Source organism: Undibacterium sp. 5I1, assembly GCF_034314085.1.
Lineage (GTDB): Bacteria > Pseudomonadota > Gammaproteobacteria > Burkholderiales > Burkholderiaceae_D > Undibacterium.
Genome location: NZ_JAVIWI010000001.1, coordinates 1816592 through 1839399, shown reverse-complemented (window position 1 = coordinate 1839399; position 22808 = coordinate 1816592). Strand labels below are relative to the sequence as shown.

Sequence of the window (22808 nt, the reverse complement as noted above, 5' to 3'; positions counted from 1 at the left end):
TCAAGCTTTATCTCCCTTACTATTTTTAACGAATAGAGTCTTAATCTTTTCCAATTGCCATTGATGCAGATGCTGACGGAATTCCAGATTGTCATATTGGGGAGCGCGTTTGAGCGCCGCACCTAAATAACCAGCCATGATTAATATGCCACCAATGACGAAGGGTTTTTCTCGCATGCGAAAAATGCTGGAGGCTAGTGCATATACTGGGTGATAACCCATAAACCAAATCCCGCGTCCCCAACGAAGACGACCACGATATACATTTTTGTCTGACGATCCCATCAAGCGGTGGTGCATCAAAACCGCATCTGTATGATAAAAACTAAAGGTTTTCCATCCCTTCATCCGTGCAGAGTGAACGTCTATGCCATCCCACATGACTTCTTCGACAAAACCACCAATTTCTTCAAAAGCGCTGCGACGATATAGTTTGAATTGTCCGGCGACATGTTCATCGATAATATATTCTTCGATTTTCTCGCCGCCTTCTTCTCGATAAACTTTGCCTGATACCGATGCTAGTTTTGGATTTGCCTCAAATTCTTTGAACATGATTTCGAGATAGTGCGGACCAAAAGACATGTCACCATCTAGTTTCGCAATATATTCGTACTCGCTATGCGCAATTTGCGTAATCCCATATTTAAACGCTGCAACAACGCCGCCACCGACTTTACGGAAGCCACGATCTGGCCTTTGTACCAGCCGAATAAAACTATATTTTTCTGCATAAGCCCTGACGATATCGGCCGTGTTGTCTTTTGACCCATCATCCACAATAATCCACTCCACCGGACGCACAGTTTGCGTAACCATGGAATCTAGTGTTAGTTGGATTAAATCGGCCTCGTCACGCACAGGGGCAATGATGACCAAAGGTACCGCGCGCGTTGGATATTCTGGTGGATGTGGTACGTGGATTGCTGCGATGGTCGCTGGATCTGGTAAAGAAGTGGGTTGCATGATGGGTGTACCTTTGTGTTCTCGAGCGATGTTGATGATCAATACAATCTTTTAGCGCGCACTAACATACGATTAGTTTGACTGCTTGGTTTCGCTGTTAGCGCGTTCTAATGCCTGCGAGAATGCTTTACTTATGTTAACTTAGTTTGCATGCGATCAACAATCAATAAAAAGTTAATTATTGTTATCAATTATGGCAAAAATAACATCAATAGAAATTCACAACATCAAGTCATGAATTTTCAGGAGTTTATATCTTAGCCAGATTGTTTTCATGACAAAAATTTGCAAATAGTTTGTTATAGCAAGATAGAATTGAGTTCTTTTAAAGCAGGACACCCAGAGAGATGAATTTTTCACTTTGCCGTCATCATAATTATCGAGTTCAAGCTCTGTGCAGCCTGCTATTGTTTTTAGTTTTTGGTTCTCCTTTGTATGCACAAACCATCGATGCAAAGGCGACCCAAGCTCAGCCAGCCAATACTACTGACGCTGCTCTGAGTCTAAAATTACTCGACAGGATTACGGCTAGTGAGATCAGCAACGCTAAGGATAGTCCGTTCAAAAATAATCCGTTCAAAAATAATTCGGTAGCAAGCGGCGAAAAAGCCCCTCTGAACGAAAAAACTAAAGAAACAAACGGCGACATCAAAGCGGACTTTAAAGCGGATACCAATGCAGGTAATGTCAAAAATATTAACTACACCGATAACGTCGACAGTGCCGATAATGTTCGTGATCTCGTCGGTATCGGCGATCAACTTTTAGTCACCGTATTTGGTCAACCAGATTTGACTGCAGATGTCACCGTCGGAGAAACCGGTGTGATTACCTTGCCTTTGGTTGGCGTGATAGATACCAAAGGCAAGACGCCGGCAGAGATTGCCAGCCTGTTTGCAGATCGCTTAGAGCAAGGACAATACGTACGCAGTCCCAAAGTTGCGATTAAAGTATTGCAGCAGTTAAGCCGCAGTTTTTCTGTACTGGGTGAAGTACAGCGACCAGGACGTTATCCCTTACAAGGGCAAATAACTTTGTTGGATGCGCTCAGTTTAGCTGGTGGTTTAAATGGACGCGCTGATAAAGGGATCAGCATTATGCGTCGCACGAATGGGCAGGCCAAAGGGCAAGCTAATGCGGCCGCTGAATCAGTAGATTATATTCCGCTAAAAATTGATGCTCAGACGGTACAAATATCAGAAAAACTGAATCAAAAAATATTGCCAAATGATGTCTTATTTGTCTCCGCGCAGAAATCGTTTTATGTCTATGGCGAGGTCAGAAAGCCAGGCAATTACCCGATAGAAGAAGAGTTGACGGTGATGCGTGTGTTGTCTATCGGTGGCGGTGTAACCGAGCGCGGTTCAACGCGCCGCATGATTATTTATCGCAAAACAGACGAGGGCGCAGTCAAAGAAATTCCTGCAAAAATAACCGATCAGGTGCTACCAGGCGATGTTGTTTTTATTAACGAACGTCTGTTTTAAAGCGACTGAAACTATGCGAAATTCTCCCGGCGATCTGCTATTGTCCTTCTCGCAAATTGGCGCAATTTTATATGCCCGGCGCATATTAATTGCCGCTGTTGTGGTCGTTGCCGTTGCCATTGCCATGGTAGCTAGTCTGGTATTACCCAAAACTTATATTGCTACATCCGATATTTACATCGATTACCGTATCAATGATCCGATTGGTGGTCGCCAGTTTAATCCACTGCAAGATGAGAGTTTTTTGCAGACGCAGTTTGATGTGATTAAGAGCGTGCAAGTTGCAGATCGTGTGATTGCAGAGCGCAGACTTGAGAGCAGCAGTGCGGCACAAGCGTATATTAAAAAATATGGAGAGCAGAGTGGTATGCGGGCGATGGCGGAAGAAATCGTCAAAAATATCGAGGTCACGCAGCACAAAAATAGTCGTGTCGTTGAGGTCGGCTACGCATCAAATAATCGGCAAGATGCAAAAGATATGGTTAATTCTGTCGTCAAATCGTATATGGAATTATCGACAGAAATGGCGAATGCGCCTGCCCGGGCAAGACGGGATCAATACAATGCTCAATTAGAGAATATGAGCAGGCAAATTGATGATTTGCAAAAGAAACTCACAAGCTATCAGCAAGAACACCAGATCATTGACGCAGATGAGCGTGCAGATCCCGAGTCCAAACAAATGGAAAGTCTGGGCGTGCATCTGGTTGAGGTGCAAGTGGCACGAATCGAGGCTCAAGCCAAACGCCAATCTTTAGAACGCTTGATGCATGGTGGTAATCTTGGTGCCGACCTCCCGGAGATCGCCGGCATAGGGAATATATCCGGGCTGAAAGCAGGTATTAGTACGCTGGAAATGCAATTAGCCAATGCAAAAACTTCCTTAGGTGTGCGGCATCCTCGTTACGTGGCGATAGAGGGCGAGCTCAAATCCTTAAATGATCGCTTGAAAATAGAATCAGCCACCGCAGTCGCGGCTCTGCTGTCGAATGAATCGCGTTTGCAGCAACAAGAGAAGGTCATTGCAGCGGATATAGCGATATACGAAAAGCGCACGCTGGCAAACAAAATACACAGAGATGTGATTAGCTCTTATCAACGTCAATTGGATAGCGTGCAAAAAATTTATAACGCTGCGATACAAAAATTTGATGATTTGCTGATGACCAGTAATGTTGTGATATCTAATGCGACCTTGATGCGTAGCGCAGAGCTACCCGAAAAACAATCTAAGCCTTTGCTCCGTAATAATGTCATTTTTGGTTTGATCGCTGGAATATTCTTGGGCTTAGGCGCGGCATTCTTACTGGAGTTGGCGCATCGACGTGTGCGTTGTATTGACGATTTAGAGCGAGAGTTTGAGGTGCCGGTATTAGCCAAAGTCGGTTTCGCAGAAAAACTATTTGATCATCAGAAAATGATAGATGCTGAAAAATCAGGAGGCCTGCGTGGGTAAGCTTCCATCAGAATTGCCTGCTGCATTTGCTAGTACAGCGACTATTAATCCCACTACTGATTCAGCCACAGATACTGCTCAGCATTTAGTCACGCCAGTGAGCGAATCGGAGTTGCCTAAAATCGGTCGCCTCGGAGAACTCTTTCTTGAAAAAGGTCTCTTGACGACGCCACAGATTGAAGAAATTGCCCGCACACAAATAGAAAAAAATCTGCGCTTTGGAGACGCTGCGTTGTCCTTAGGTTTTCTCACATCAGATCAATTGAATCTAGCATTGAGCGAGCAATTTGGTTATGCATCAAAGAACTTATTAGTTGGCAAAGCGCATCCTTCATTAAAGATTTTGCATTATCCATTTTGTCTGGAATCGGAAGAGATTCGCCGCTTACGGAGTGAGTTGTTGCTCAAGTTCGAGCAAAAAGACAAAATCAAAATCACTATCGTCAGTCCTGCAAACGGCGAGGGTAAAAGTTATATGGCGGCGAGTCTCGCAATTGCCTTGTCGCAGTCTGGAAAGCGTACTTTGTTGATTGATGCCGATTTACGTGACTCTGCTCAACAGGATTATTTTGGATTAGATCGTCCCGATGGTTTGTCATCGATTTTGGCTGGGCGCAAGTTAATGGATGATGTGCTAATTAAGCTCATGCCTAATTTACATATTTTGCCAGCGGGACCCAAGCCGCCCAATCCTTTAGAGATATTGCGCGCGCCCAATCTGCATAATTTGCTAGCGTCTTGCTGGGATCAGTTTGATGCTTTTGTGGTTGATACTCATGCATCATCGCTGGCATCGGATGCTCAGATAGTGTCACACCAAATTGGCGCTGCATTGGTATTGGCACGCAAAGATGTTACGCAGCTCGCACTTCTGCGCCAAACCATGTCTGATCTGCAAGCGGCAGGTGTTGAGATACTGGGCACGGTCTATAACCAGTTGGCTGAAAGTGCAGACGATAATGACAATCCGATTGGCCAAGCAAATCAAACAGCTAATTTTATGCGTGGTCGCCAGGGGTTTTTTGCAAAATTATCCGCAAAAATTTTCCGATAAAAATCAATATGACCGATATCAGTATCTGCATTTGCACTTTCCGACGCCCGGAACTGCTGGCAAATTTGTTGACGGCAATCCGGCACCAGAATGTCAATAATGTCTCGGTACAGATTGTTGTGGTTGATAACGATCCCGCACAATCAGCAAAATCAGTATTGGCTTTGGCGCAATCCACCTGGTGCGAAAATTTAGTCGCCATTGCTCTCAGTGAGCCAAATATTTCTCTTGCTAGAAATGCTGCAGTGCATGCCGCAGTCGGTACTTGGGTTGTCTTTATTGACGATGACGAACGCCCCATTGATGGCTGGCTTGCCGCCTTAATCCTCACCCAGCAAAGCTATCACGCCGATGTTGTATTTGCGCCAGTCCTGGCAGAATACGCCGACGGCGTAGCTGGCTGGTTGCGACGTGGCGGCTATTTTGATCGGCGCCGCCTGCTTACCGGTACCCTCATCGACCATACCGATGCCCGCAGTGGGAATGTGTTAATCCGACGTAGCGCATTAATGCAGCTTTGCAAGTTGGATAATGGTGACCCCAGCATAGACTACAAGAGCGGTCCGTTTGACGCGGCCTACGGTAAAACCGGTGGCGAAGACTCTATCTTGTTCCGGCAACTTGCCGCCAACGGCGCGGTGATGGTCTGGTGTGATGAGGCGCCGGTGTATGAATGGATACCGCTGGAGCGGGCCCAAGCCAAATGGCTGGTACAACGCTCTTATCGCACCGGACAACTGTTTATGCGTACCGAGCTTGCGATGAAGTACGGATTTTCTCGCCATGGTCGTGCCGCTTATCTTGCGGTGAGGGCGGCGATACAGTTGTTGATTGCTGCTGGCCTGGCGATTGTGCTGTTGCCTTTTAAACCCTTGAAGTCGTTTCATTGGCTGCGTATTGTTGCCTCACAAGCGGGCAAAATTAGCTATCTGTTCGGTAGCCTTTCACAAGCCTACGGCGGTACCGCCTGATGTCGCTGCCGCTGACGAAATCGCCTGCATCACGCTTGCTCGCTTTGGATGGTCTGCGCGCAGTGTCAATTTTGCTGGTCGTGATTTCACATGCATGGCTGGGGCATATCGTACCCGGCGGTTTGGGCGTGACGATTTTCTTTTTTATCAGTGGCTTCATCATCACACGCTTGATGTTGCAGGAATTTGATCAGGATCAGAAAATCGATGTTCGTCATTTTTACATACGCCGCTTGTTCCGTTTGATGCCTGCTTTGATCGTCTATGTGGCTTGCTCTTTACTGGCAATGTGGATGGTGGGTGAGCCAATCAGGCTAGTAGAACTGTTATCAGTATTTTTTTATTTCGCTAATTATTTTGCGATATTTTTTGGCTTTAGCAGCACTCTGATGCCTGCGCCTTTATCCATCACTTGGTCATTGGCAGTTGAGGAGCATTTTTATCTAGTCTTCCCATTTTTATTCGCGGCACTTGCATCCAACACTAAGTGGTTTTTGCGCTTGATTGTTGTTGCCTTATTGGCAGTGTTGTTGTGGCGCTGGTATCTGGTTACGCAGATTGGGCTGGATTATCTGGCCCCCGACAGAATTTATAAAGCGACCGATACCCGGGTCGATTCGATCTTGTACGGCACTGGATTTTCGCTATTACTACATCGTTATCCAAGTGCGCGTGATTTCTTCTCTGATTGGCGGATATTTTTGGCAGGCGTCGTTTTAATGCTGAGTTCTTTGCTGATACGTGATCAGATTTTTCGTGAAAGCGTACGTTACTCGATTCAAGGCATTGCGATGGCCGCCTTGTTTTTTCATCTGATTTTTGCGGACAATCTGATCACTCGACTGTTCTCATCTGCGCCCATGGTGTACATAGGCAAAGTCAGTTACTCGCTATATTTGTATCATTATCTTGTGTTCGCTTTGATTACTGTATGGATGCCTGACGCGGCACTTGTGTTGCGAATAGTGGTCATGATGGCACTGTCTTTTCTTTGTGCGCATTTATCCTATCGTTTTGTTGAGCAATATTTTTTGCGACTTGGGCGTAAGTTTTTACATTAAATAGTGCGATGCATTTTAGCGATAAGCACCTCGCTGAGTCGTAACAAAATCAGCTATATTTACTCAAATTCATATGGATCATAAATAATATACTCCTAGTATGTATATTTAATTGTCCAGAGGATTGCTGGTCTATAAGCCGATTTTTTATAAAATGATGGGGAGTATGTGGTATTTAATTCGCTTATCTGATGTTGCACCAGGCTTGCCACAAGCTAGCAAGTTGTCGATTTAAGCTTGCGCAGTCGCTTCTTTTAAGCGCTTTAAAGAGGATGTGACTGTCATCAACGCAAAGATAAACAGCACATTCTGAAATCCAAATCCGCGGAAAAGACTGCTCTCGGTGAAGTTGGTAATGATGACCACCACGAGCATCGTTCCCCAAAACGCCGCCTGTAATCTGTCTACATAAGACATTAAAAATAATTGCTGGAATTGTTTTGCCAGACACAGAATTGCAAACCCCATGCCGATCAATCCTTGCTCATTCAAAATATCCAGATAGCCGTTATGTGATTGAAGAGGTACCCAGTATAAGGCATCAATAATGTATTGCGACAGACTGCCAGGTCCTAGCCAAAAAGCGCCGTAGCCTAATCCTATCCATTGGTGACGCGCAATTTCAAGATCAATTAATTGCCAGATATCGGTACGCCCGGTGAGATCGGAGCCTTTGCCAAACAGACCCGCAATCGGACCCGATACTTCGCCATACGTTGGCATGCGCGACTCAAACATATAAAACGCAAACGTCATCAGAATAATCAGCATACCTATGCTGAGAAAAACTCTGGTCAGCGAATAATTAGAACCTATCCGCTGCTTGCGGAACAAATGAAAAAGAAAAGAACTTAAAATCGCCATCGCCAGGCTGGTAGAACTCTTCGACATGACCAGCACAAAAAAACAAAACAACAAGCCGATCACCATTGAGCGTAGCGAGGTCTGGCCTAAACAAGTGCTGACTTGCCATAGCAAAAAACAGAGTGCCGCGACCTGACCCAACTCATTTTTTTGCGACAAAATGCCTCGCCAGGCATTACCCAATTCATAGTCAATCCCGATACTGGGGATAGCCACTGCCACAAAAAATGACGCGATCAAAATTGCGGTCAGGGTATATCTCAGATCGCTGGCAAATAAATTTAAGGGGCGGTCGCTCAACTGTATCGCCAGTCCTATCATGACCAGACCGAATAACTGTATCGCTTTTTTAAACGTCACCGCGGGCAGCGGCGACCATAATGTAGACGCCAGACACCATAAAATCAGCAGTAATAAAAACGGATTAATCGCACGCAGATAGCGTAAAGTTTGGGGCAGATGGCGGATCAGTAAAATCCCGGAGATCAGAAACAAGCTACCCCATTCCAGCTTGGTGTTAAGCGAACCTTCCATCGTCAGTTCTGAGGTGCCAGCATAATCCCAAGAGATCCCGTAAGGCAGCAAAGAGAACAGTACAAACAATACAATCAGGGAGCGCACAGCGATCACCTCTATCCAGTTCAAAGAAGCTTGATCCTGGTTAGCAGCGATGGCTGGATTTGCTTTACCTGCTGGCGTTGCTGGGCTTGTGGAGGGTTGCATGGTCTTGCTGTGTATGAATGCCAGCCAGTATTGTGCCTTGAAAGTAGGTACTAAATGATAGCAACTGTAAATTTAACTCAGATTTTCCATTGGAACATCGATAAGTGTGCCTTTGGCGGACTGACTGGCTAGACGCGACGACGACGCAAGCTGCATCTTGCTAGGAGGAGCAACAACGCCAGGCAGTTCGCCAAAGGTGCAATTGTCGCTGTAGCGCTCGCACTCGAATCGCGGTGGTGCTATCCCTCTGAAGACCGCACGCCGTCTACGTTTTTTGCGAAGTGGTAGCGGTCTAATGGAAAATCTGGGTTTAACTCTGTGATTGCTGCATTTTATCGATCTGCTCAAAGTTAGCACTATTCAATCCCATAGGATTCTGCGATATTCTCATTTCCCCATCCTACTAAACTTTATTAAATTCTCAGCCATGTTTTTTGCTGCTCGTCTTCCATCATTCATTCGCCGGCTTTTATTGACATTGTCGGGCTTTTTATTTGTCTGGCAAGTTCTGGCAAGCTCGGTAGCCCATGCAGAGCCTGATTATTATCCGTTTGAGATTGATGAAGATGCCTTAAGCGGTGCGCCCGATTTTAGTAATATGAATCACAGCATCACCGATGCGGATAAAATTTTTGTCAAAGCGGCACACTTTTATCGCGTTGGTGTCGATGGTAGGGCAAATACCAAAGACGACACACGCGTCAGATTGTTTGGTATTAGCCTGAGTAATTCCGCCAATTTTCCGCTAGAAGCGGATGCCCCAAGAATTGCAAAACGTTTGCGCAAGATGGGCTTTAACGCAGTGCGCTTGCATCATCTGGACAGCATCCTCAGTGATGATGAAGACAAACCGCGCGGCATATTGACCACAGGAGCTTTTCCTACTTTTAATGCCACTGCGATAAGCCGTTTGCGGGTGTTTATTGATGCACTCAAAGCCGAAGGTATTTACGTCAATCTGAATCTGCATGTGGGTTACACCTTCCGCCCCGCAGTAGATGGCGTCACACCTTTGTCGCCGGGTGAGCAAATGCCATTTGCAAGCAATCCCTTGCATTTGTTTGAACCTAAGATGATCAGCCTGCAAGTTGAATACGCCCGACGATTAATACGCCGTCTTGCGCTCAACAACGATCCTGCATTAGCAATGATAGAGATTAACAACGAATCCTCTTTGCTCGGCGCATGGCAAAGAGGCGATCTGGATCATTTAAAAGGGGACTACGAGCGATTATTGCAATTGCAATGGCAGCATTGGGCTGTAAGACAATACGGCAGCGCAGCGCAAGCCTGCCAGCTATGGCAAAGCTGCGATCTGACCAAGCAGGGCGGCTTGCTGGTCAAGGCGGGCGAATCCTCGTTGCTAGAGGGTGAATATGGCTGGGCAGCAAAGATGCGCACACTAGCAAGACGCGGTTTGAATAAAATCGGTGTAGCCCCGCCAGATTTGCTAGGGCATTCGTTTGAGCCGCATCCACAGGGTGCCGGAAAGCGGGTGCTCGACTTCACCCGCTTTTTAGTCGATATGGATAAACAATACCTAGAAATCATGCGTCGTACTGTACGCGCTGAGGTGGGTGATCTGGTGCCATTAACTGGCACACAAATGTATTACGGCGGCGTGATGAATGCCGATGCGCAGCAATCGATGGACTATGTTGATGAGCATTTTTATGTGGACCATTATGATTTTCCGCATCAAGCCTGGGATAGAAACGATTGGCGTATCCGCGATCAATCTGCGTTAAAAGAAGCTTGGCCGCAATTGTTGCAAAGAGCGTATTTCAGGGATGTAAACAAACCCTTTGTGCTGAGTGAATTTAATCAGGCATATCCCAACCGACAAGGGGCAGAGATATTGCCAGTGATGGCGGCATTTGCCAGCGCGCAGGATTGGGACGGTTTATTTTTCTTCCAATATATTGATGGCGATACGTGGAAATCCCTACCCGATAGTTTTTCACTCAGTGGTGATTGGGCAAAGTATGCAACGGCAGGCACGTCTGCTGCACTGTTCCGACAATTTCAGATCAGACCATTAGCCGAACGCAAAACTATTTTGCTCTCAGCTGATATCAGGCAAATGCTAGGTGCCTTGCGAGATGAATCTGCTTATCCGGCCTATTTACTGAGCCACTTTGGCATTACACCGAAGACGGCATTTTTATATAGGATTGGTATTAATAATGTGGCTAAGGCCGATCTGCCCACTAATGCAGTCTCGCAAAGCCAGGCAGATGACGGTGTTGTTTGGCAAGGACAGCAAGGTCAGCAAGGTCAAGGCAGTTCCTTGCGTTACCAATCTACTCTGGGGCAATTGAGTGTAACTACACCTTATAGCCTGATCTGGGCTGGTTTTGGCGAAGAGTCTCCTGGCAGCAGCGTTCCATCTGCTACAAATTCTTCCTCATATGAATCGCCAAAAACGACTGAAATATCAGTCAAGTTCCCGAGCGGCAGCCGTCGCTTTGCGACCATCCTGGCAACTAGTCGTGATGGCCTCAGTTTAGCCAATTCAAAACGTGTTTTATTAACCGTTGCAAGCGTCGCGCTTGGCAATCAACCTAATGCCATTCCTGCGCGACCAAAAAAATTGATCCCATATCCATCTGGTTTATCCGTTGCCGGGCAATACGGTGGTAGCTGGTGGACTTTGGAACCCGATCCTGACACTGGCAACAAACCATCTGGGCCACGCGATTCACAAGCGCCAGTTTGGCTAGAGCGTATTCCCATGGCGATGTTTTATCCCAGTAAATTTAAAACAATCCAGGTCTTCCCACTAGATGGTTCTGGCAAGCGTCGTACTGCCTTGCCTGCAACTGTGATCAAAAAAGTCAGCGGCGGATTTGAGCTGCAATTAGGGTTATCTAACTTAGGGCAAAGTGAACAGCTCTCACCTTGGTTTGAATTAATTACTGAATAATTATTTTAAAACTATCGTCATTCAGTAGGATTCAGCGTAATTTTGGCGACAGGAATTGCAAATTTTTTAGCCTGCTGAAATTTAATTTTCTTCTTTATTTCTCTTCTGTTTTTCATATCCTATGATGTGAAATTTCAATTTCATAATGTGAAAAATAATTCGACTCTGCACAATTTATTTTTCTCATTTTAAGAAATATTATTTCACATCGCAAAAAACAACATTTAAGTGTATGATTTTAAAAGATTAAATATTTGTTATATGTCTTATATAAGACCTTGTTGCTTCGCAAAAAATGTCCTATTATTTCTCTCAACGGAATTCACTTTTCATTAGTTTTAACAGCTTCATTTATTTTGCCCACAGGAGAGAACCATGACTACACGCGAACAACAGATTGCTGAATTGCAAAAAGACTGGGATACCAATCCACGATGGATCGGTATCAAACGTAATTACACCGCAGCAGATGTGGTTAATCTGCGTGGCTCGATCAAAGTTGAGCACACGATTGCGAAAAACGGTTCGATCAAATTGTGGGATCTGGTCAATAACGAGCCCTTCGTCAATGCCCTCGGCGCGCTGACTGGTAACCAGGCAATGCAACAAGTTAAAGCCGGCTTGAAAGCCATCTACCTGTCTGGCTGGCAAGTTGCAGGCGACGCCAACGTTGCGGGCGAAATGTATCCAGATCAATCTTTGTACCCGGCAAATTCAGTACCTTTGGTTGTTAAACGCATCAACAATTGTCTGACACGTGCCGATCAAATCCAATGGTCTGAAGGCAAAGGCGATACAGACTTCTTCGCGCCGATCGTGGCCGACGCAGAAGCCGGTTTCGGCGGTGTATTGAACGCGTTTGAATTGATGAAAGCCATGATCGAAGCCGGCGCATCAGGCGTCCACTTTGAAGATCAATTGGCTTCCGTTAAAAAATGCGGCCACATGGGCGGTAAAGTATTGGTGCCAACCCGTGAAGCAGTAGAAAAACTCAACGCAGCGCGTCTGGCAGCTGACGTCATGGGCACACCAACCGTGTTGTTGGCACGTACCGATGCAGAAGCGGCTGATCTGATCACATCTGATGTTGATGACAATGACAAACCTTTCCTGACTGGCGAGCGCACGGTTGAAGGCTTCTACAAAACTAAACCAGGTCTGCAACAAGCGATCTCCCGTGGTTTGGCTTATGCCGAATACGCCGACATGATCTGGTGCGAAACTGGTAAACCGGATCTGGAATTTGCTCAAGCATTTGCTGATGCAATCCACGCCAAGTTCCCAGGTAAATTGTTGTCTTACAATTGCTCACCATCATTCAACTGGAAGAAAAATCTGGATGACGCAACGATTGCCAAGTTCCAAAAAGAATTGGGCAAAATGGGCTACAAATTCCAATTCATCACCTTGGCTGGTTTCCATGCATTGAACTACGGCATGTTCAACCTAGCACACGGTTATGCACGTAACCAGATGTCGGCTTTTGTCGAATTGCAAGAAGCAGAATTCGCCGCAGCAGAAAAAGGCTTTACCGCAGTCAAGCATCAGCGTGAAGTCGGTACAGGTTACTTTGATGCAGTGACACAAGTCATTCAACAAGGTCAATCTTCTACTACGGCCTTGCATGGCTCGACAGAAGATGAACAGTTCTTCGACGCTAAAAAAGTCGCTTAAGTTGGTTTGAGTTTTAGCGCATTTGCGCTGAACTGTAAGGCAGTAGCTTTTAAATAAGATGCAAAAAGAAAAACCGCATGATGCAGATCGTGCGGTTTTTTGTTTTTATACTTTCGTACGTAGACAGTGATTTTCTGATTTTATGAATGATATTGTCAAACAGCGTTCAATATTTACCACCTGTCAGCGTCCAAATTTTTCCACTTTATCGGCTTGTTCAGAACGATTTTTGCTGTGCTTAAATCGGTAAGAATCGTTCCCGGTTTCCAAGATGTCGCAATGGTGCGTAACACGGTCAAGCAAAGCGGTAGTCATTTTTGCATCACCAAAGACCTGTACCCATTCGCCGAATGACAAATTGGTCGTAATGATGAGCGAGGTTTTTTCATAGAGATGGCTGATCAGATGGAACAGCAATGCACCTCCAGAAGCGGGAAACGGCAAATATCCCAGCTCATCTAAAATGACAGCGTCCATCAGGCAGAGCTGTTTCGCCAGATTGCCGACCTTTCCCTGACTCTTCTCTCGTTCCAACTGGTTGACCAGATCGACCGCATTAAAGAAACGCACCCGCTTGCCATGATGGATTGCCGCGACACCGATGGCAGTGGCCAAATGCGACTTGCCGGTGCCAGTACCACCCACCAGAATTAGGTTGTGCGCTGTTTCCATAAATCCTGCGGTCGCCAATTGCTCAACCACTGTTTGCGATAAGGGAGTCTCTGCCCAGTTAATGCCAGTTAAGTCACGGTGAATCGGGAAGCGTGCTGTTTTGAGTTGATAGCGTAAGCTCTTGAGTTGCCTATCGGTTTGTTCTGCATGGATTAACCGCTCCATCCAGCTTTCAGGTCGATGTGCTTGCCTGGGCTTTTCTGCCTGCAGCTCACTCCATGCCAAAGCCATCCCATAGAGTTGCAGTGTTTTTAAACTGGTAGCGTGGTCAGTGGACATTGGCCGCTCCCAGCAAATAATCATAACGGTGGCAGTTCGCCAGAGGTTCCATCGTCAAAGCAATGGTGTCTGGCAGGTGGATCGCTGCTGCGGGTAAATGCGGCGCAATGAGACGGCGCAATTCATTCATCACGATAGGCGCACTGATGACGCCGCCCTCCAGAGTTAACTCACATGCCACAGTAAGCGCATCAAGTCCTGCTTCACCGGCAAGCATCAGTAATTCTACGAAGGCTCGGTCTCCTTTCGGTTGCTTCAGAATCCGGTCGCGTACTTGCACAACCGCTCTGGGTAATGTCCATTCAACGAATGGTGCGCCATTCCGTAAAGCGCCAGGCTTCTTCTCCAGAACAGGCAGGTAATGCCAGGGATCACAAATCAACTGGTCACGACTGAATTGACGGGCATGGGCGGCAATCACTTCGCCCTGTGCGACGACCCGCACCAGATTTGCTGTCGTGCGAACAGATACCGCCTGCCCGGCAAACCGCGCTGGCACACTGTACTTATTCCGGTCTACTTTCACTAGACAAGTGGACGAGGCACGCATCATTTTTTCTACATAGCCATCAAAGTGCGCGCTGACAGGTCGAAGCAAAGGCTGCTCATCAGCATAACAGTCTGCAATGGTGCGCTGACTTTGTGTCGGGTGCATACGTTGCGCTAATTCCTGGCAGCGGGTTGTGAGCCACGCATTTAAATCCGCAAAGGAAGCAAAGCGGGCCAACGGGGTAAACAGCCATTCCCGTACATTGCCAACTTGATTCTCGACCTGACCTTTCTCCCAACCAGAAGCAGGAGTGCAGGCCACTGGTTCAAACAGATAATGATTGGCCAGCGTTAAAAAGCGCCGGTTAAATTGACGTTCTTTACCGACAAAGACGGTGTCGACGACGGTCTTGAGATTATCGTAAATCAGACGGGCAGGCACACCGCCAAAGAAGGTAAATGCACGGATGTGCGCATCAAAGACCATTTCCTGCGTTTCTCTGGGATAGGCGGCCACAAACATTTGGCGGCTATAGGCTAACCGGAAATGGGCGACTTTAATCGTTTGCATGATGCCAGCGATTTCCACCTGTTCCTGGCTCCAGTCAAACTGGCAGGCATCGGCTGGCAGAAACACCAACGGAATAAACGCTTCGGTGATTTTTGGACCATGTGCGCTGGATTTCCACTGTTTTACAAATCGTTGAATGCTGTCGTAGGCCCCGCCGTAACCTAGTTCCTGTAGCCCCTCAAATAGCCGTTGCGCTGTTCGGCGCCGTGATCGGGGTAGTTTGGATTCTTCTTCTAACCAGGAGGTTAGCTGGTCTTTATATTCATCGAGGCGGGGTGAAACCGTTAGCAGCCGCTGATATTTAGGCTGTTCGACGGTATTGAGATGTTTGCGTACGGTCGGCCGGGAGAGTCCCATTTCTCTCGCAATGGCAGAAATCGATTGTTTCTGTACTGAATGACGTCTTCTTATTTCGTAAATGATGTCCATATAAATCACTCCAGATACCCCCGGCTAAAACACCGGATGGTGACACACTAGGGTGGAAACTTTTGGACGCTGTTTCCACCCCTAATCTGGTAAGTATTGCACGCTGTTTGACAAGGCTGATATTTAAAACGATGTATTTGACTATGATTTATCATTTCCTCGTTGCTCCATTTCTTTGTACCAATCAGTATCACGATCTGGATCAAGACTGGGATATTGGCGAATTATTGGCCACATCAAATCAGAGTGCGCCTCCATAATATTGCCCATTATTCTTCGAAATTTCTTCTTCTCTTCTAAATCGTCGAAAGACTCGATAATTTCGCACAATTCATTTAGTGTGACGCTCAAAGACGCAAAGCGTTCCATTGCTTCATTAGCAGCTTCAATCTTCATTTAAACTCGATGCCTAACGCCCGCGTTAACAGGCGGCAAGCCGCGAAGCGGGTTGACGTCCTGTTGAACAACCAGTTAGGCCGCGGCGCGTAGATAGACTTTTGGGCTTCATTTGCAGATTCTCTCATCGGCTGATGGCTGCGCAGTAGGGGCCGAACTTATTTGCTCCAGCCCGACAAACTTGCTTTCTTTTCGTGAACTGACGATTAGTTCAAGCAAAACATGCCCATTGCCATTGGTCGGGATATATTGCTCAACGAGTGCTATGAGACCAGTGTCGTTTGGCTTGAAATAGCTAACGGCGGGTGATGCGGTTGGTGGATAGTGGAGTGAAGTGGCACCAATCTCCGCCAGGCTCGATGTGAGCTCTTCTTGAATGGCGACAGCTGGGTCTCGTTCATAGGCGAGGGAGTAGCCAAACTGCTTCGCCAAGGCGTCGAAATCACCTGAGCAAAGTAGCCGCGTTGCATGTACGCCAAAGTCAGCCAGAGGCTGAGTTGCGGTTTGGTCATCGGTGATTTTCATACGAGGCCTAACGTGATTTAATTTTCATTTTGCAATAATATCCGACGGAAAAAAATAGCAAGCTTGCTCTACATCTCTTGAAATGCTCATGGACATGAGCTATATTTGGTTATACTGATTAAATATACAGTATAACCAAATGGACAAAAACATCACGCCTGTAAAACCGCGTTTACTCGACCAAGTACGTGAACGCTTGCGTTATAAGCATTACAGCTTGTCAACAGAAAAGGTCTATGTATATTGGATACGTTTCTTTATACGCTGGTCTGGATTGCGTCATCCTGTGGAAATGGGGGCGCCCGAAATAGAGGCGTTTTTGACGATGCTGGCAACCGATAGGCAAGTCTCTGCATCTACCCATAAACAAGCTTTAAGCGCTATTTTGTTTTTGTACAAAGAAGTGATTCAAGTTGATTTGCCTTGGATGCAGCAAATTGGTCGGCCAAAAACATCGCAACGTTTGCCGGTGGTGTTGACGGCTTTGGAGGTGAAGGCGATATTCACTGTTTTGAATGCCAGTCGTCCAGAATTTGCCTTATTTGCCAAACTACTTTATGGCACTGGGATGCGGGTTATGGAAGCGGCGCGGTTAAGAACCAAGGATATTATATTTGAACGAGGCGCGATTATTATTCGCGAGGCCAAAGTCGGGAAAGACCGTGTGGTGATGTTGCCAATCAGTTTGCAACGTGATTTGCAGAGCCAATTACAGCAAAGCAAGTTACTTTGGCAAATAGACGTTGATACACAAAAAAGTGGCGTTGAAATGCCTTTTGCATTGGCCAAAAAATATCCGCGAGCCGAGCATAGTCTGGCGTGGTTTTGGGTGTTTCCTCAAAAAAATCTCGCGACTGATCCAAGATCTGGTGTAGTGCGCCGGCATCACCTTTTTGCCCAAACATTTCGACGTGCTTTTACTGCAGCGTTAAGGCATACAGGTAACCATAAACCAGCAAGTCCGCATACGTTGCGGCATAGTTTTGCGACCCATCTATTGCAAAGTGGTTGCGATATTCGTACTGTGCAAGATTTACTTGGGCATGCTGATGTCAGCACTACGATGATTTACACTCATGTGTTAAAAGTAGCTGGTGGCGTGCGCAGTCCGCTGGATGCTATGTCGTAATTTTTATTGTCGGATAGTACAAATTGTCATCAAGTTGCACGTCGCTACTATCTCTACGAATTGATAGCGATAAATGAAAATTCTGGTTTATTTTGAACGGTGTTTTTTTCTCTGCAATTCTCGTTCACGCTGAAGCACCCCAATAAATTTCACCCCCTGCGTCGTGTAGCGTTGCCACAGACGACGCGGTTCGCTGGCAAGACGCCAGAACCATTCCATACCGATTTTTTGCATCCATTGCGGGGCGCGTTTTTTTTCTCCTAAGGCGAATTCCATGGCAGCGCCGACGCAGAGTAGTAAAGGTGCATTGTTCTGGGTAAATTCTTTACGATAGCGGAAGCACCAGCGTTCTTGTTTGGGCATCCCCAGGCAGACGAAGACGATGTTGGGTAGCGCTTGCTGGACCAGGCGCATGGCTTCTGTGCCTTCTTCACCGTCTGCGGAGAATTGCATTGATGGACAAAAAATACTGACTTTTAAGCCGGGGTAGGTTTGTGCAAACGCTGCTAACAGCGCGGCTTCTTGTCCCGGTTGTCCGCCGATCACAAAAATCGATAGTTGTTTTCGTATGGCGCCTTGGCACAGCGAGACAAATAAATCGGCACCGGTAACGCGTTCTGGCAGCGGTATTGCGGCCATTTTGCTGGCCCAGATAATTGGCATGCCGTCGGCAAAAATATAGTCGGCTTCGGCGTATTGCGCTTTAAACGTCGGGTCACTATCTAGCTTGACGACGTGATCGACATTGGGCGTGACGACGATGCGGCTGGGATGATTGCGCTGGCTGGCTACCTCTAGCAAATGTATCGTTGCCTCATCAAATGTACAGGCTCGAATATCTAGTCCGAATAAATTACTGATCTGTAGCGCTGGGTCGCTTGGCAAATGGTCGTTGGCTGAGGGCATGGGGTAATATTCGCAAGAAGGTTAGCGTGTCAGAAAATTGATTATCTCAGCTATCGCGGTGTTTCTGTATTCGAAAGTATCAACATGTTTCATAAAAACTATAAAACCAGAATAAAAATTTGCGGCTTGACGCAGGCAGACGATGTGTGGCGTGTGATCGCCGCGGGTGCGGATGCGTTAGGCTTTGTGTTTTATCCGCCTAGTCCGCGTTATGTCACGCCCGCTATTGCTGCGAATCTGGTTAAAGAGATTTCACCATTTGTGATGTCGGTTGGTTTGTTTGTGAATGCGACGATTGAGGAGTTGCAGGCGACGGTGGCTGTGGTGCCGCTACAGTTATTGCAGTTCCACGGTGATGAGACCGCCGCGCAGTGTCACGCGCTTGCCAGCGCCGTAAACCGGCCATTTATCAAAGCTTTTCGGGTCAAGCTCACCACAAGCGCGGCTGATTTGCTAGAATGCGAATTAGAATATCGTGCGGCAAGTCCTTTGTTTGCCGGATTATTGCTTGATACCTTCGTCGATGCGTACGGAGGTAGTGGAAAGGTTTTTGATTGGTCTCTCATCCCAAAAGAACTCGCGCCTCGGGTCGTTTTAAGTGGTGGCTTGAGCGTGCAAAACGCGACTGACGCAGTGCGTCAGGTTCGTCCGTTTGCGGTCGATATCAGTAGTGGTGTCGAGCTAAGCAAAGGGATTAAAGATGATGTCAAGGTACGTGCTTTTATTGAGGCCGTGCGCTTGGCAGACAATGAAAACTAGCTAATTAGCTATGTTAATGAGCTTAGCTAATTGCCACTGAAAGTAAAATCATGAGCACGATCAATTCTCTGTCGCCAACCCAGCCGGGTTTGCAGACTGCATCTCAATCTAATCCGCAAGCAATTTTCCACGCGGCTGAATACAATTTCCCTGATGCGCGTGGTCATTTTGGCCAATATGGCGGTACCTTTGTGTCAGAAACCCTGACCCATGCGCTGACTGACTTAAAAGAAAACTATGCACGCTATCAAAACGATCCGAAATTTTTAGCTGAATTCCGCGATGAGCTGCATCACTTTGTCGGTCGTCCGTCACCGGTGTACCACGCCAAGCGCATGTCCGAAATCAGTGGCGGCGCGCAAATTTATTTCAAGCGCGAAGACTTAAACCATACCGGCGCGCACAAAATCAACAATGTCATCGGACAGGCTTTGCTCGCCAGACGCATGGGCAAGCCTCGTGTGATTGCTGAAACCGGTGCAGGGCAGCATGGCGTGGCAACCGCCACAATCTGTGCACGTTTTGGCCTGGAATGCGTGGTCTACATGGGATCGGAAGACGTCAAGCGCCAAGCGCAAAACGTCTACCGCATGAAGCTGCTTGGCGCGACCGTGGTACCAGTTGAGTCGGGTTCCAAGACCTTAAAAGACGCGCTGAATGAGGCGATGCGCGACTGGGTTGCCAATGTGGATAATACGTTTTATATCATCGGTACCGTCGCTGGTCCGCACCCATATCCTATGATGGTGCGTGACTTCCAGTCTGTGATTGGTGAGGAATGCTTATGGCAGATGCCAGAAATGACCGGTCGTCAGCCGGACGCCGTTCTGGCGTGCGTTGGCGGGGGCTCGAATGCGATCGGGATTTTCTATCCGTACATCGATCAAAAAAATGTGCAATTGATCGGCGTAGAGGCGGCAGGCGAGGGCATGGAAACAGGTAAGCACTCGGCGTCGCTGACGGCGGGTTCGCCGGGCGTGCTACATGGCAATCGTACGTATCTGCTGCAAGACGCGAATGGCCAAGTGATCGAGACGCACTCGGTATCGGCGGGTCTGGATTACCCTGGCGTGGGGCCAGAGCATGCATGGTTGAAGGATATGGGGCGTGCCCAATACGTCACGATTACTGACGTCGAGGCATTGAAAGCCTTCCATGATTGCTGCCGAATCGAAGGCATTATCCCAGCCTTGGAATCAAGCCACGCGCTCGCTTACGCGGCCAAACTTGCGGCGACTTTACCTAAAGACAAAATCATTTTGGTCAACTTGTCTGGTCGTGGCGATAAGGACATGCATACCGTGGCCGAAAAGGCTGGCCTTAAGTTCTATTAACAGCCTGATTAAAAGTTCAGTTATGTTACATCCAGAGCGCACCTGAGTTATCAGGGTTTGCTCTAGATTTTAATATACTCCCCTAAAATATTTGATAAATCGGCTTATTGTCCAGATAATCTCTGGACAACTAATAAATACCTAGGTGGAGTATATTGATTTGATCAGTGCAAGTGTAGTGTGCGAATGCTTTCGTTACACGCTCAGGCAGTACTTTAGGCTGCACCTTAGTTGCCCCTTAGTTGCCCCTCATGCTACCTATTCATACTATAAATTAGCAGGAAAAATACCATGCCAAGAATACAAACGACCTTAGCAGCGCTCGCTGCCAATAACAAAAAAGGCTTGATCCCCTTTATCACCGCAGGCGACCCCGATCCTGCACTGACGGTGCCGCTGATGCATGCCCTGGTTGAGGGCGGTGCGGATATTATCGAACTCGGCGTGCCGTTTTCTGATCCGATGGCGGATGGCCCGGTGATACAGCGCGCTTCCGAGCGGGCACTGTTGCATGGAGTTGGATTGCGTGATGTATTACAATTCGTCCGCGAATTTCGATTGAGCAATCAAACCACGCCAGTTGTGCTGATGGGATATGCCAATCCGATTGAACGTATGGGCATAGACGCCTTTATTGCCTCGGCAACAGAAGTTGGGGTGGACGGCGTTTTGGTCGTAGACTATCCGCCAGAGGAATGTGAGGATTTTGCCAACAAGATGCAGCAAAATGGCATGGATACTATTTTCTTGCTGGCACCGACTTCGACCGATGAGCGCATCGCTCAGGTTGGTAAAATTGCCACTGGTTATGTTTATTATGTCTCGCTCAAAGGCGTAACCGGGTCGGGAAGCTTGGATTTAGACGCTGTCGCCGCCATGATTCCACGTATCAAAAAACACGTCAAAGTCCCTGTGGGCGTGGGTTTTGGCATACGTGACGGTGCAACGGCAAGAGCAATTGCGTCCGTTTCCGACGCGGTTGTGATAGGCTCTCGGATTATTCAAGAGCTAGAAACGACGCCGCGTGAAAATGCTGTCGCGGCAGTAAAAAGCTTTATTTCTGGTGTCAGACAGGCGTTGGACGAGTAAAATACGCGCTGACGATTGTTTGTCCCCCGCGTTTATTCCACCAGAATGAACATGATGCTTGCGATGTCTACATGGTTATCTATGTGATCGCAAGCCGAATTCAGGAGAAATTATGAGTTGGCTAGAAAAATTACTACCACCGCGCATTCAGCGCTCAGAATCTGCGCACCGCAAATCCATGCCCGAAGGGCTGTGGGTCAAATGCCCTTCCTGCGAAGCCGTACTGTATCGCTCCGATCTGGAAGCAAATATCCATGTTTGCCCAAAATGCAGCCACCATATGCGTATTGGCGCACGCGAACGCCTTGACGCTTTGCTCGACGCTGGCGGACGGTATGAAATCGGTCAGGAAGTCTTGCCGATTGATACCCTGAAATTCAAAGACAGTAAAAAATACACCGATCGCCTAAAAGATGCCTTAGAGTCGACTGGCGAGACAGATTCTATGATCGTCATGGGTGGTTCTATCATGACCGTTCCCGTTGTTGTGTCCTGCTTTGTATTCGACTTTATGGCCGGGACCATGGGTTCCGTATTGGGTGAGCGTTTTGTGCGCGGCGCACAAGCGGCACTGGATCAAAAAGTTCCGTTCATTTGTATTACTGCTAGTGGCGGTGCTCGTATGCAAGAAGGTGTCTTGTCCCTCATGCAAATGGCAAAAACCACGATGATGTTGACGAAATTGTCGGAAAAGAAATTGCCGTTTATCTCAGTGCTGACTGATCCGACTACTGGCGGTGTATCTGCCTCGTTCGCTTTTATGGGTGACGTTGTGATCGCTGAACCTAAGGCGTTGATTGGCTTTGCAGGTCCGCGCGTGATCGAAAATACCGTTCGCGAAAAATTGCCAGAAGGCTTCCAGCGTTCAGAATTCTTATTGCAAAAGGGCGCGATTGACATGATTGTTGACCGTCGCAAAATGCGCGAAGAAATCGCTCGTTTGCTGGCTTTGTTGCAGAACCAGTCTGCAGAAGCGGTCTCGTAAATTTTTGTCTATTTTTCATACTGAAATTTCAAAGAAATCTAAATACGAGCCCGATTCTGTCGG

19 protein-coding genes are annotated in these 22808 nt (G+C 47.2%); 12 read left to right on the top strand and 7 right to left on the bottom strand.

All coding sequences use genetic code 11. From position 1 onward, the window contains the following. Positions 1–966 carry a glycosyltransferase family 2 protein gene (locus tag RGU72_RS08140; RefSeq protein WP_322119252.1) on the bottom strand — a complete coding sequence of 322 codons (966 nt, stop codon included), beginning with the start codon at positions 964–966 and terminating at the stop codon, positions 1–3. Between the two features lie 347 nt (positions 967–1313). Between RGU72_RS08140 and RGU72_RS08135 the strand changes: the two genes are divergently transcribed. The 5 genes from RGU72_RS08135 to RGU72_RS08115 are packed head-to-tail and all read left to right on the top strand — an operon-like array spanning position 1314 to position 6995. Continuing rightward, a complete protein-coding gene (locus tag RGU72_RS08135; protein WP_322119251.1) occupies positions 1314–2453 on the top strand; it encodes an SLBB domain-containing protein in 1140 nt (379 codons plus the stop codon). Between the two features lie 13 nt (positions 2454–2466). Further along, the gene (locus RGU72_RS08130) at positions 2467–3909 is read left to right on the top strand and encodes a Wzz/FepE/Etk N-terminal domain-containing protein (RefSeq protein WP_322119250.1); all 1443 of its coding nucleotides are present in this window, start codon (positions 2467–2469) and stop codon (positions 3907–3909) included. Continuing rightward, positions 3902–4963 (top strand): polysaccharide biosynthesis tyrosine autokinase, encoded by a 1062-nt coding sequence (locus RGU72_RS08125; protein WP_322119249.1) that lies wholly within the window; start codon positions 3902–3904, stop codon positions 4961–4963. Before RGU72_RS08130 ends, RGU72_RS08125 begins: the two co-directional genes overlap by 8 nt. An 8-nt stretch (positions 4964–4971) precedes the next feature. Beyond that, a complete protein-coding gene (locus RGU72_RS08120; RefSeq protein WP_322119248.1) occupies positions 4972–5934 on the top strand; it encodes a glycosyltransferase family 2 protein in 963 nt (320 codons plus the stop codon). Further along, a complete protein-coding gene (locus tag RGU72_RS08115; RefSeq protein WP_322119247.1) occupies positions 5934–6995 on the top strand; it encodes an acyltransferase in 1062 nt (353 codons plus the stop codon). Before RGU72_RS08120 ends, RGU72_RS08115 begins: the two co-directional genes overlap by 1 nt. 231 nt (positions 6996–7226) lie before the next feature. Here the strand turns inward: RGU72_RS08115 and RGU72_RS08110 are convergent, their stop codons facing one another. Further along, positions 7227–8582, bottom strand: coding sequence for an O-antigen ligase family protein (locus tag RGU72_RS08110; RefSeq protein WP_322119246.1), 1356 nt, complete (start codon positions 8580–8582; stop codon positions 7227–7229). 427 nt (positions 8583–9009) lie between these two features. Here RGU72_RS08110 and RGU72_RS08105 point away from each other — a divergent pair, with 427 nt between their 5' ends. Continuing rightward, the gene (locus RGU72_RS08105) at positions 9010–11508 is read left to right on the top strand and encodes a capsular biosynthesis protein (protein WP_322119245.1); all 2499 of its coding nucleotides are present in this window, start codon (positions 9010–9012) and stop codon (positions 11506–11508) included. Positions 11509–11883: 375 nt separating this feature from the next. Further along, a complete protein-coding gene (aceA, locus tag RGU72_RS08100; protein WP_322119244.1) occupies positions 11884–13182 on the top strand; it encodes an isocitrate lyase in 1299 nt (432 codons plus the stop codon). A 183-nt stretch (positions 13183–13365) separates the two neighbouring features. Here the strand turns inward: aceA and istB are convergent, their stop codons facing one another. From istB to RGU72_RS08080, 4 genes are all read right to left on the bottom strand, one after another. Continuing rightward, positions 13366–14133, bottom strand: coding sequence for an IS21-like element helper ATPase IstB (gene istB / locus RGU72_RS08095; RefSeq protein WP_322118371.1), 768 nt, complete (start codon positions 14131–14133; stop codon positions 13366–13368). Continuing rightward, positions 14123–15622 (bottom strand): IS21 family transposase, encoded by a 1500-nt coding sequence (gene istA / locus RGU72_RS08090; RefSeq protein WP_322118372.1) that lies wholly within the window; start codon positions 15620–15622, stop codon positions 14123–14125. The genes istB and istA overlap by 11 nt, the downstream gene beginning before the upstream one ends. 141 nt (positions 15623–15763) lie before the next feature. Beyond that, the gene (locus RGU72_RS08085) at positions 15764–16018 is read right to left on the bottom strand and encodes a hypothetical protein (RefSeq protein ID WP_322119243.1); all 255 of its coding nucleotides are present in this window, start codon (positions 16016–16018) and stop codon (positions 15764–15766) included. A gap of 108 nt (positions 16019–16126) precedes the next feature. Next, positions 16127–16543 (bottom strand): hypothetical protein, encoded by a 417-nt coding sequence (locus tag RGU72_RS08080; RefSeq protein ID WP_322119242.1) that lies wholly within the window; start codon positions 16541–16543, stop codon positions 16127–16129. A gap of 139 nt (positions 16544–16682) precedes the next feature. Between RGU72_RS08080 and RGU72_RS08075 the strand changes: the two genes are divergently transcribed. After that, the gene (locus tag RGU72_RS08075) at positions 16683–17672 is read left to right on the top strand and encodes an integron integrase (RefSeq protein ID WP_322119241.1); all 990 of its coding nucleotides are present in this window, start codon (positions 16683–16685) and stop codon (positions 17670–17672) included. An 87-nt stretch (positions 17673–17759) separates the two neighbouring features. Here RGU72_RS08075 and RGU72_RS08070 read toward each other — a convergent pair whose 3' ends face one another. After that, positions 17760–18578, bottom strand: a complete 819-nt coding sequence (locus tag RGU72_RS08070) for a WecB/TagA/CpsF family glycosyltransferase (protein ID WP_322119240.1) — start codon at positions 18576–18578, stop codon at positions 17760–17762. A gap of 84 nt (positions 18579–18662) precedes the next feature. On the opposite strand from RGU72_RS08070, the gene RGU72_RS08065 reads away from it, so the two are divergent. The 4 genes from RGU72_RS08065 to accD all read left to right on the top strand — a co-directional run bounded on the left by RGU72_RS08065 (position 18663) and on the right by accD (position 22745). Beyond that, positions 18663–19337 carry a phosphoribosylanthranilate isomerase gene (locus RGU72_RS08065; protein ID WP_322119239.1) on the top strand — a complete coding sequence of 225 codons (675 nt, stop codon included), beginning with the start codon at positions 18663–18665 and terminating at the stop codon, positions 19335–19337. Positions 19338–19459: 122 nt separating this feature from the next. After that, the gene (gene trpB / locus RGU72_RS08060; protein WP_322121587.1) at positions 19460–20671 is read left to right on the top strand and encodes a tryptophan synthase subunit beta; all 1212 of its coding nucleotides are present in this window, start codon (positions 19460–19462) and stop codon (positions 20669–20671) included. A 291-nt stretch (positions 20672–20962) separates the two neighbouring features. Next, complete coding sequence (gene trpA, locus RGU72_RS08055; RefSeq protein ID WP_322119238.1) at positions 20963–21760, top strand: tryptophan synthase subunit alpha; 798 nt, start codon at positions 20963–20965, stop codon at positions 21758–21760. A 112-nt stretch (positions 21761–21872) separates the two neighbouring features. Then, positions 21873–22745: an acetyl-CoA carboxylase, carboxyltransferase subunit beta gene (gene accD / locus RGU72_RS08050; RefSeq protein ID WP_322119237.1), complete on the top strand. Its 873-nt coding sequence runs from the start codon at positions 21873–21875 to the stop codon at positions 22743–22745. Positions 22746–22808 lie beyond the last annotated feature (63 nt).

Coding starts and splice junctions, on each gene's coding strand:
- RGU72_RS08140 (WP_322119252.1), bottom strand. CDS start 966: ATGCAACCCACTTCTTTACCAGATCCAGCGACCATCGCAGCAATCCAC.
- RGU72_RS08135 (WP_322119251.1), top strand. CDS start 1,314: ATGAATTTTTCACTTTGCCGTCATCATAATTATCGAGTTCAAGCTCTG.
- RGU72_RS08130 (WP_322119250.1), top strand. CDS start 2,467: ATGCGAAATTCTCCCGGCGATCTGCTATTGTCCTTCTCGCAAATTGGC.
- RGU72_RS08120 (WP_322119248.1), top strand. CDS start 4,972: ATGACCGATATCAGTATCTGCATTTGCACTTTCCGACGCCCGGAACTG.
- RGU72_RS08115 (WP_322119247.1), top strand. CDS start 5,934: ATGTCGCTGCCGCTGACGAAATCGCCTGCATCACGCTTGCTCGCTTTG.
- RGU72_RS08110 (WP_322119246.1), bottom strand. CDS start 8,582: ATGCAACCCTCCACAAGCCCAGCAACGCCAGCAGGTAAAGCAAATCCA.
- RGU72_RS08105 (WP_322119245.1), top strand. CDS start 9,010: ATGTTTTTTGCTGCTCGTCTTCCATCATTCATTCGCCGGCTTTTATTG.
- aceA (WP_322119244.1), top strand. CDS start 11,884: ATGACTACACGCGAACAACAGATTGCTGAATTGCAAAAAGACTGGGAT.
- istB (WP_322118371.1), bottom strand. CDS start 14,133: ATGTCCACTGACCACGCTACCAGTTTAAAAACACTGCAACTCTATGGG.
- istA (WP_322118372.1), bottom strand. CDS start 15,622: ATGGACATCATTTACGAAATAAGAAGACGTCATTCAGTACAGAAACAA.
- RGU72_RS08085 (WP_322119243.1), bottom strand. CDS start 16,018: ATGAAGATTGAAGCTGCTAATGAAGCAATGGAACGCTTTGCGTCTTTG.
- RGU72_RS08080 (WP_322119242.1), bottom strand. CDS start 16,543: ATGAAAATCACCGATGACCAAACCGCAACTCAGCCTCTGGCTGACTTT.
- RGU72_RS08075 (WP_322119241.1), top strand. CDS start 16,683: ATGGACAAAAACATCACGCCTGTAAAACCGCGTTTACTCGACCAAGTA.
- RGU72_RS08070 (WP_322119240.1), bottom strand. CDS start 18,578: ATGCCCTCAGCCAACGACCATTTGCCAAGCGACCCAGCGCTACAGATC.
- RGU72_RS08065 (WP_322119239.1), top strand. CDS start 18,663: ATGTTTCATAAAAACTATAAAACCAGAATAAAAATTTGCGGCTTGACG.
- trpA (WP_322119238.1), top strand. CDS start 20,963: ATGCCAAGAATACAAACGACCTTAGCAGCGCTCGCTGCCAATAACAAA.
- accD (WP_322119237.1), top strand. CDS start 21,873: ATGAGTTGGCTAGAAAAATTACTACCACCGCGCATTCAGCGCTCAGAA.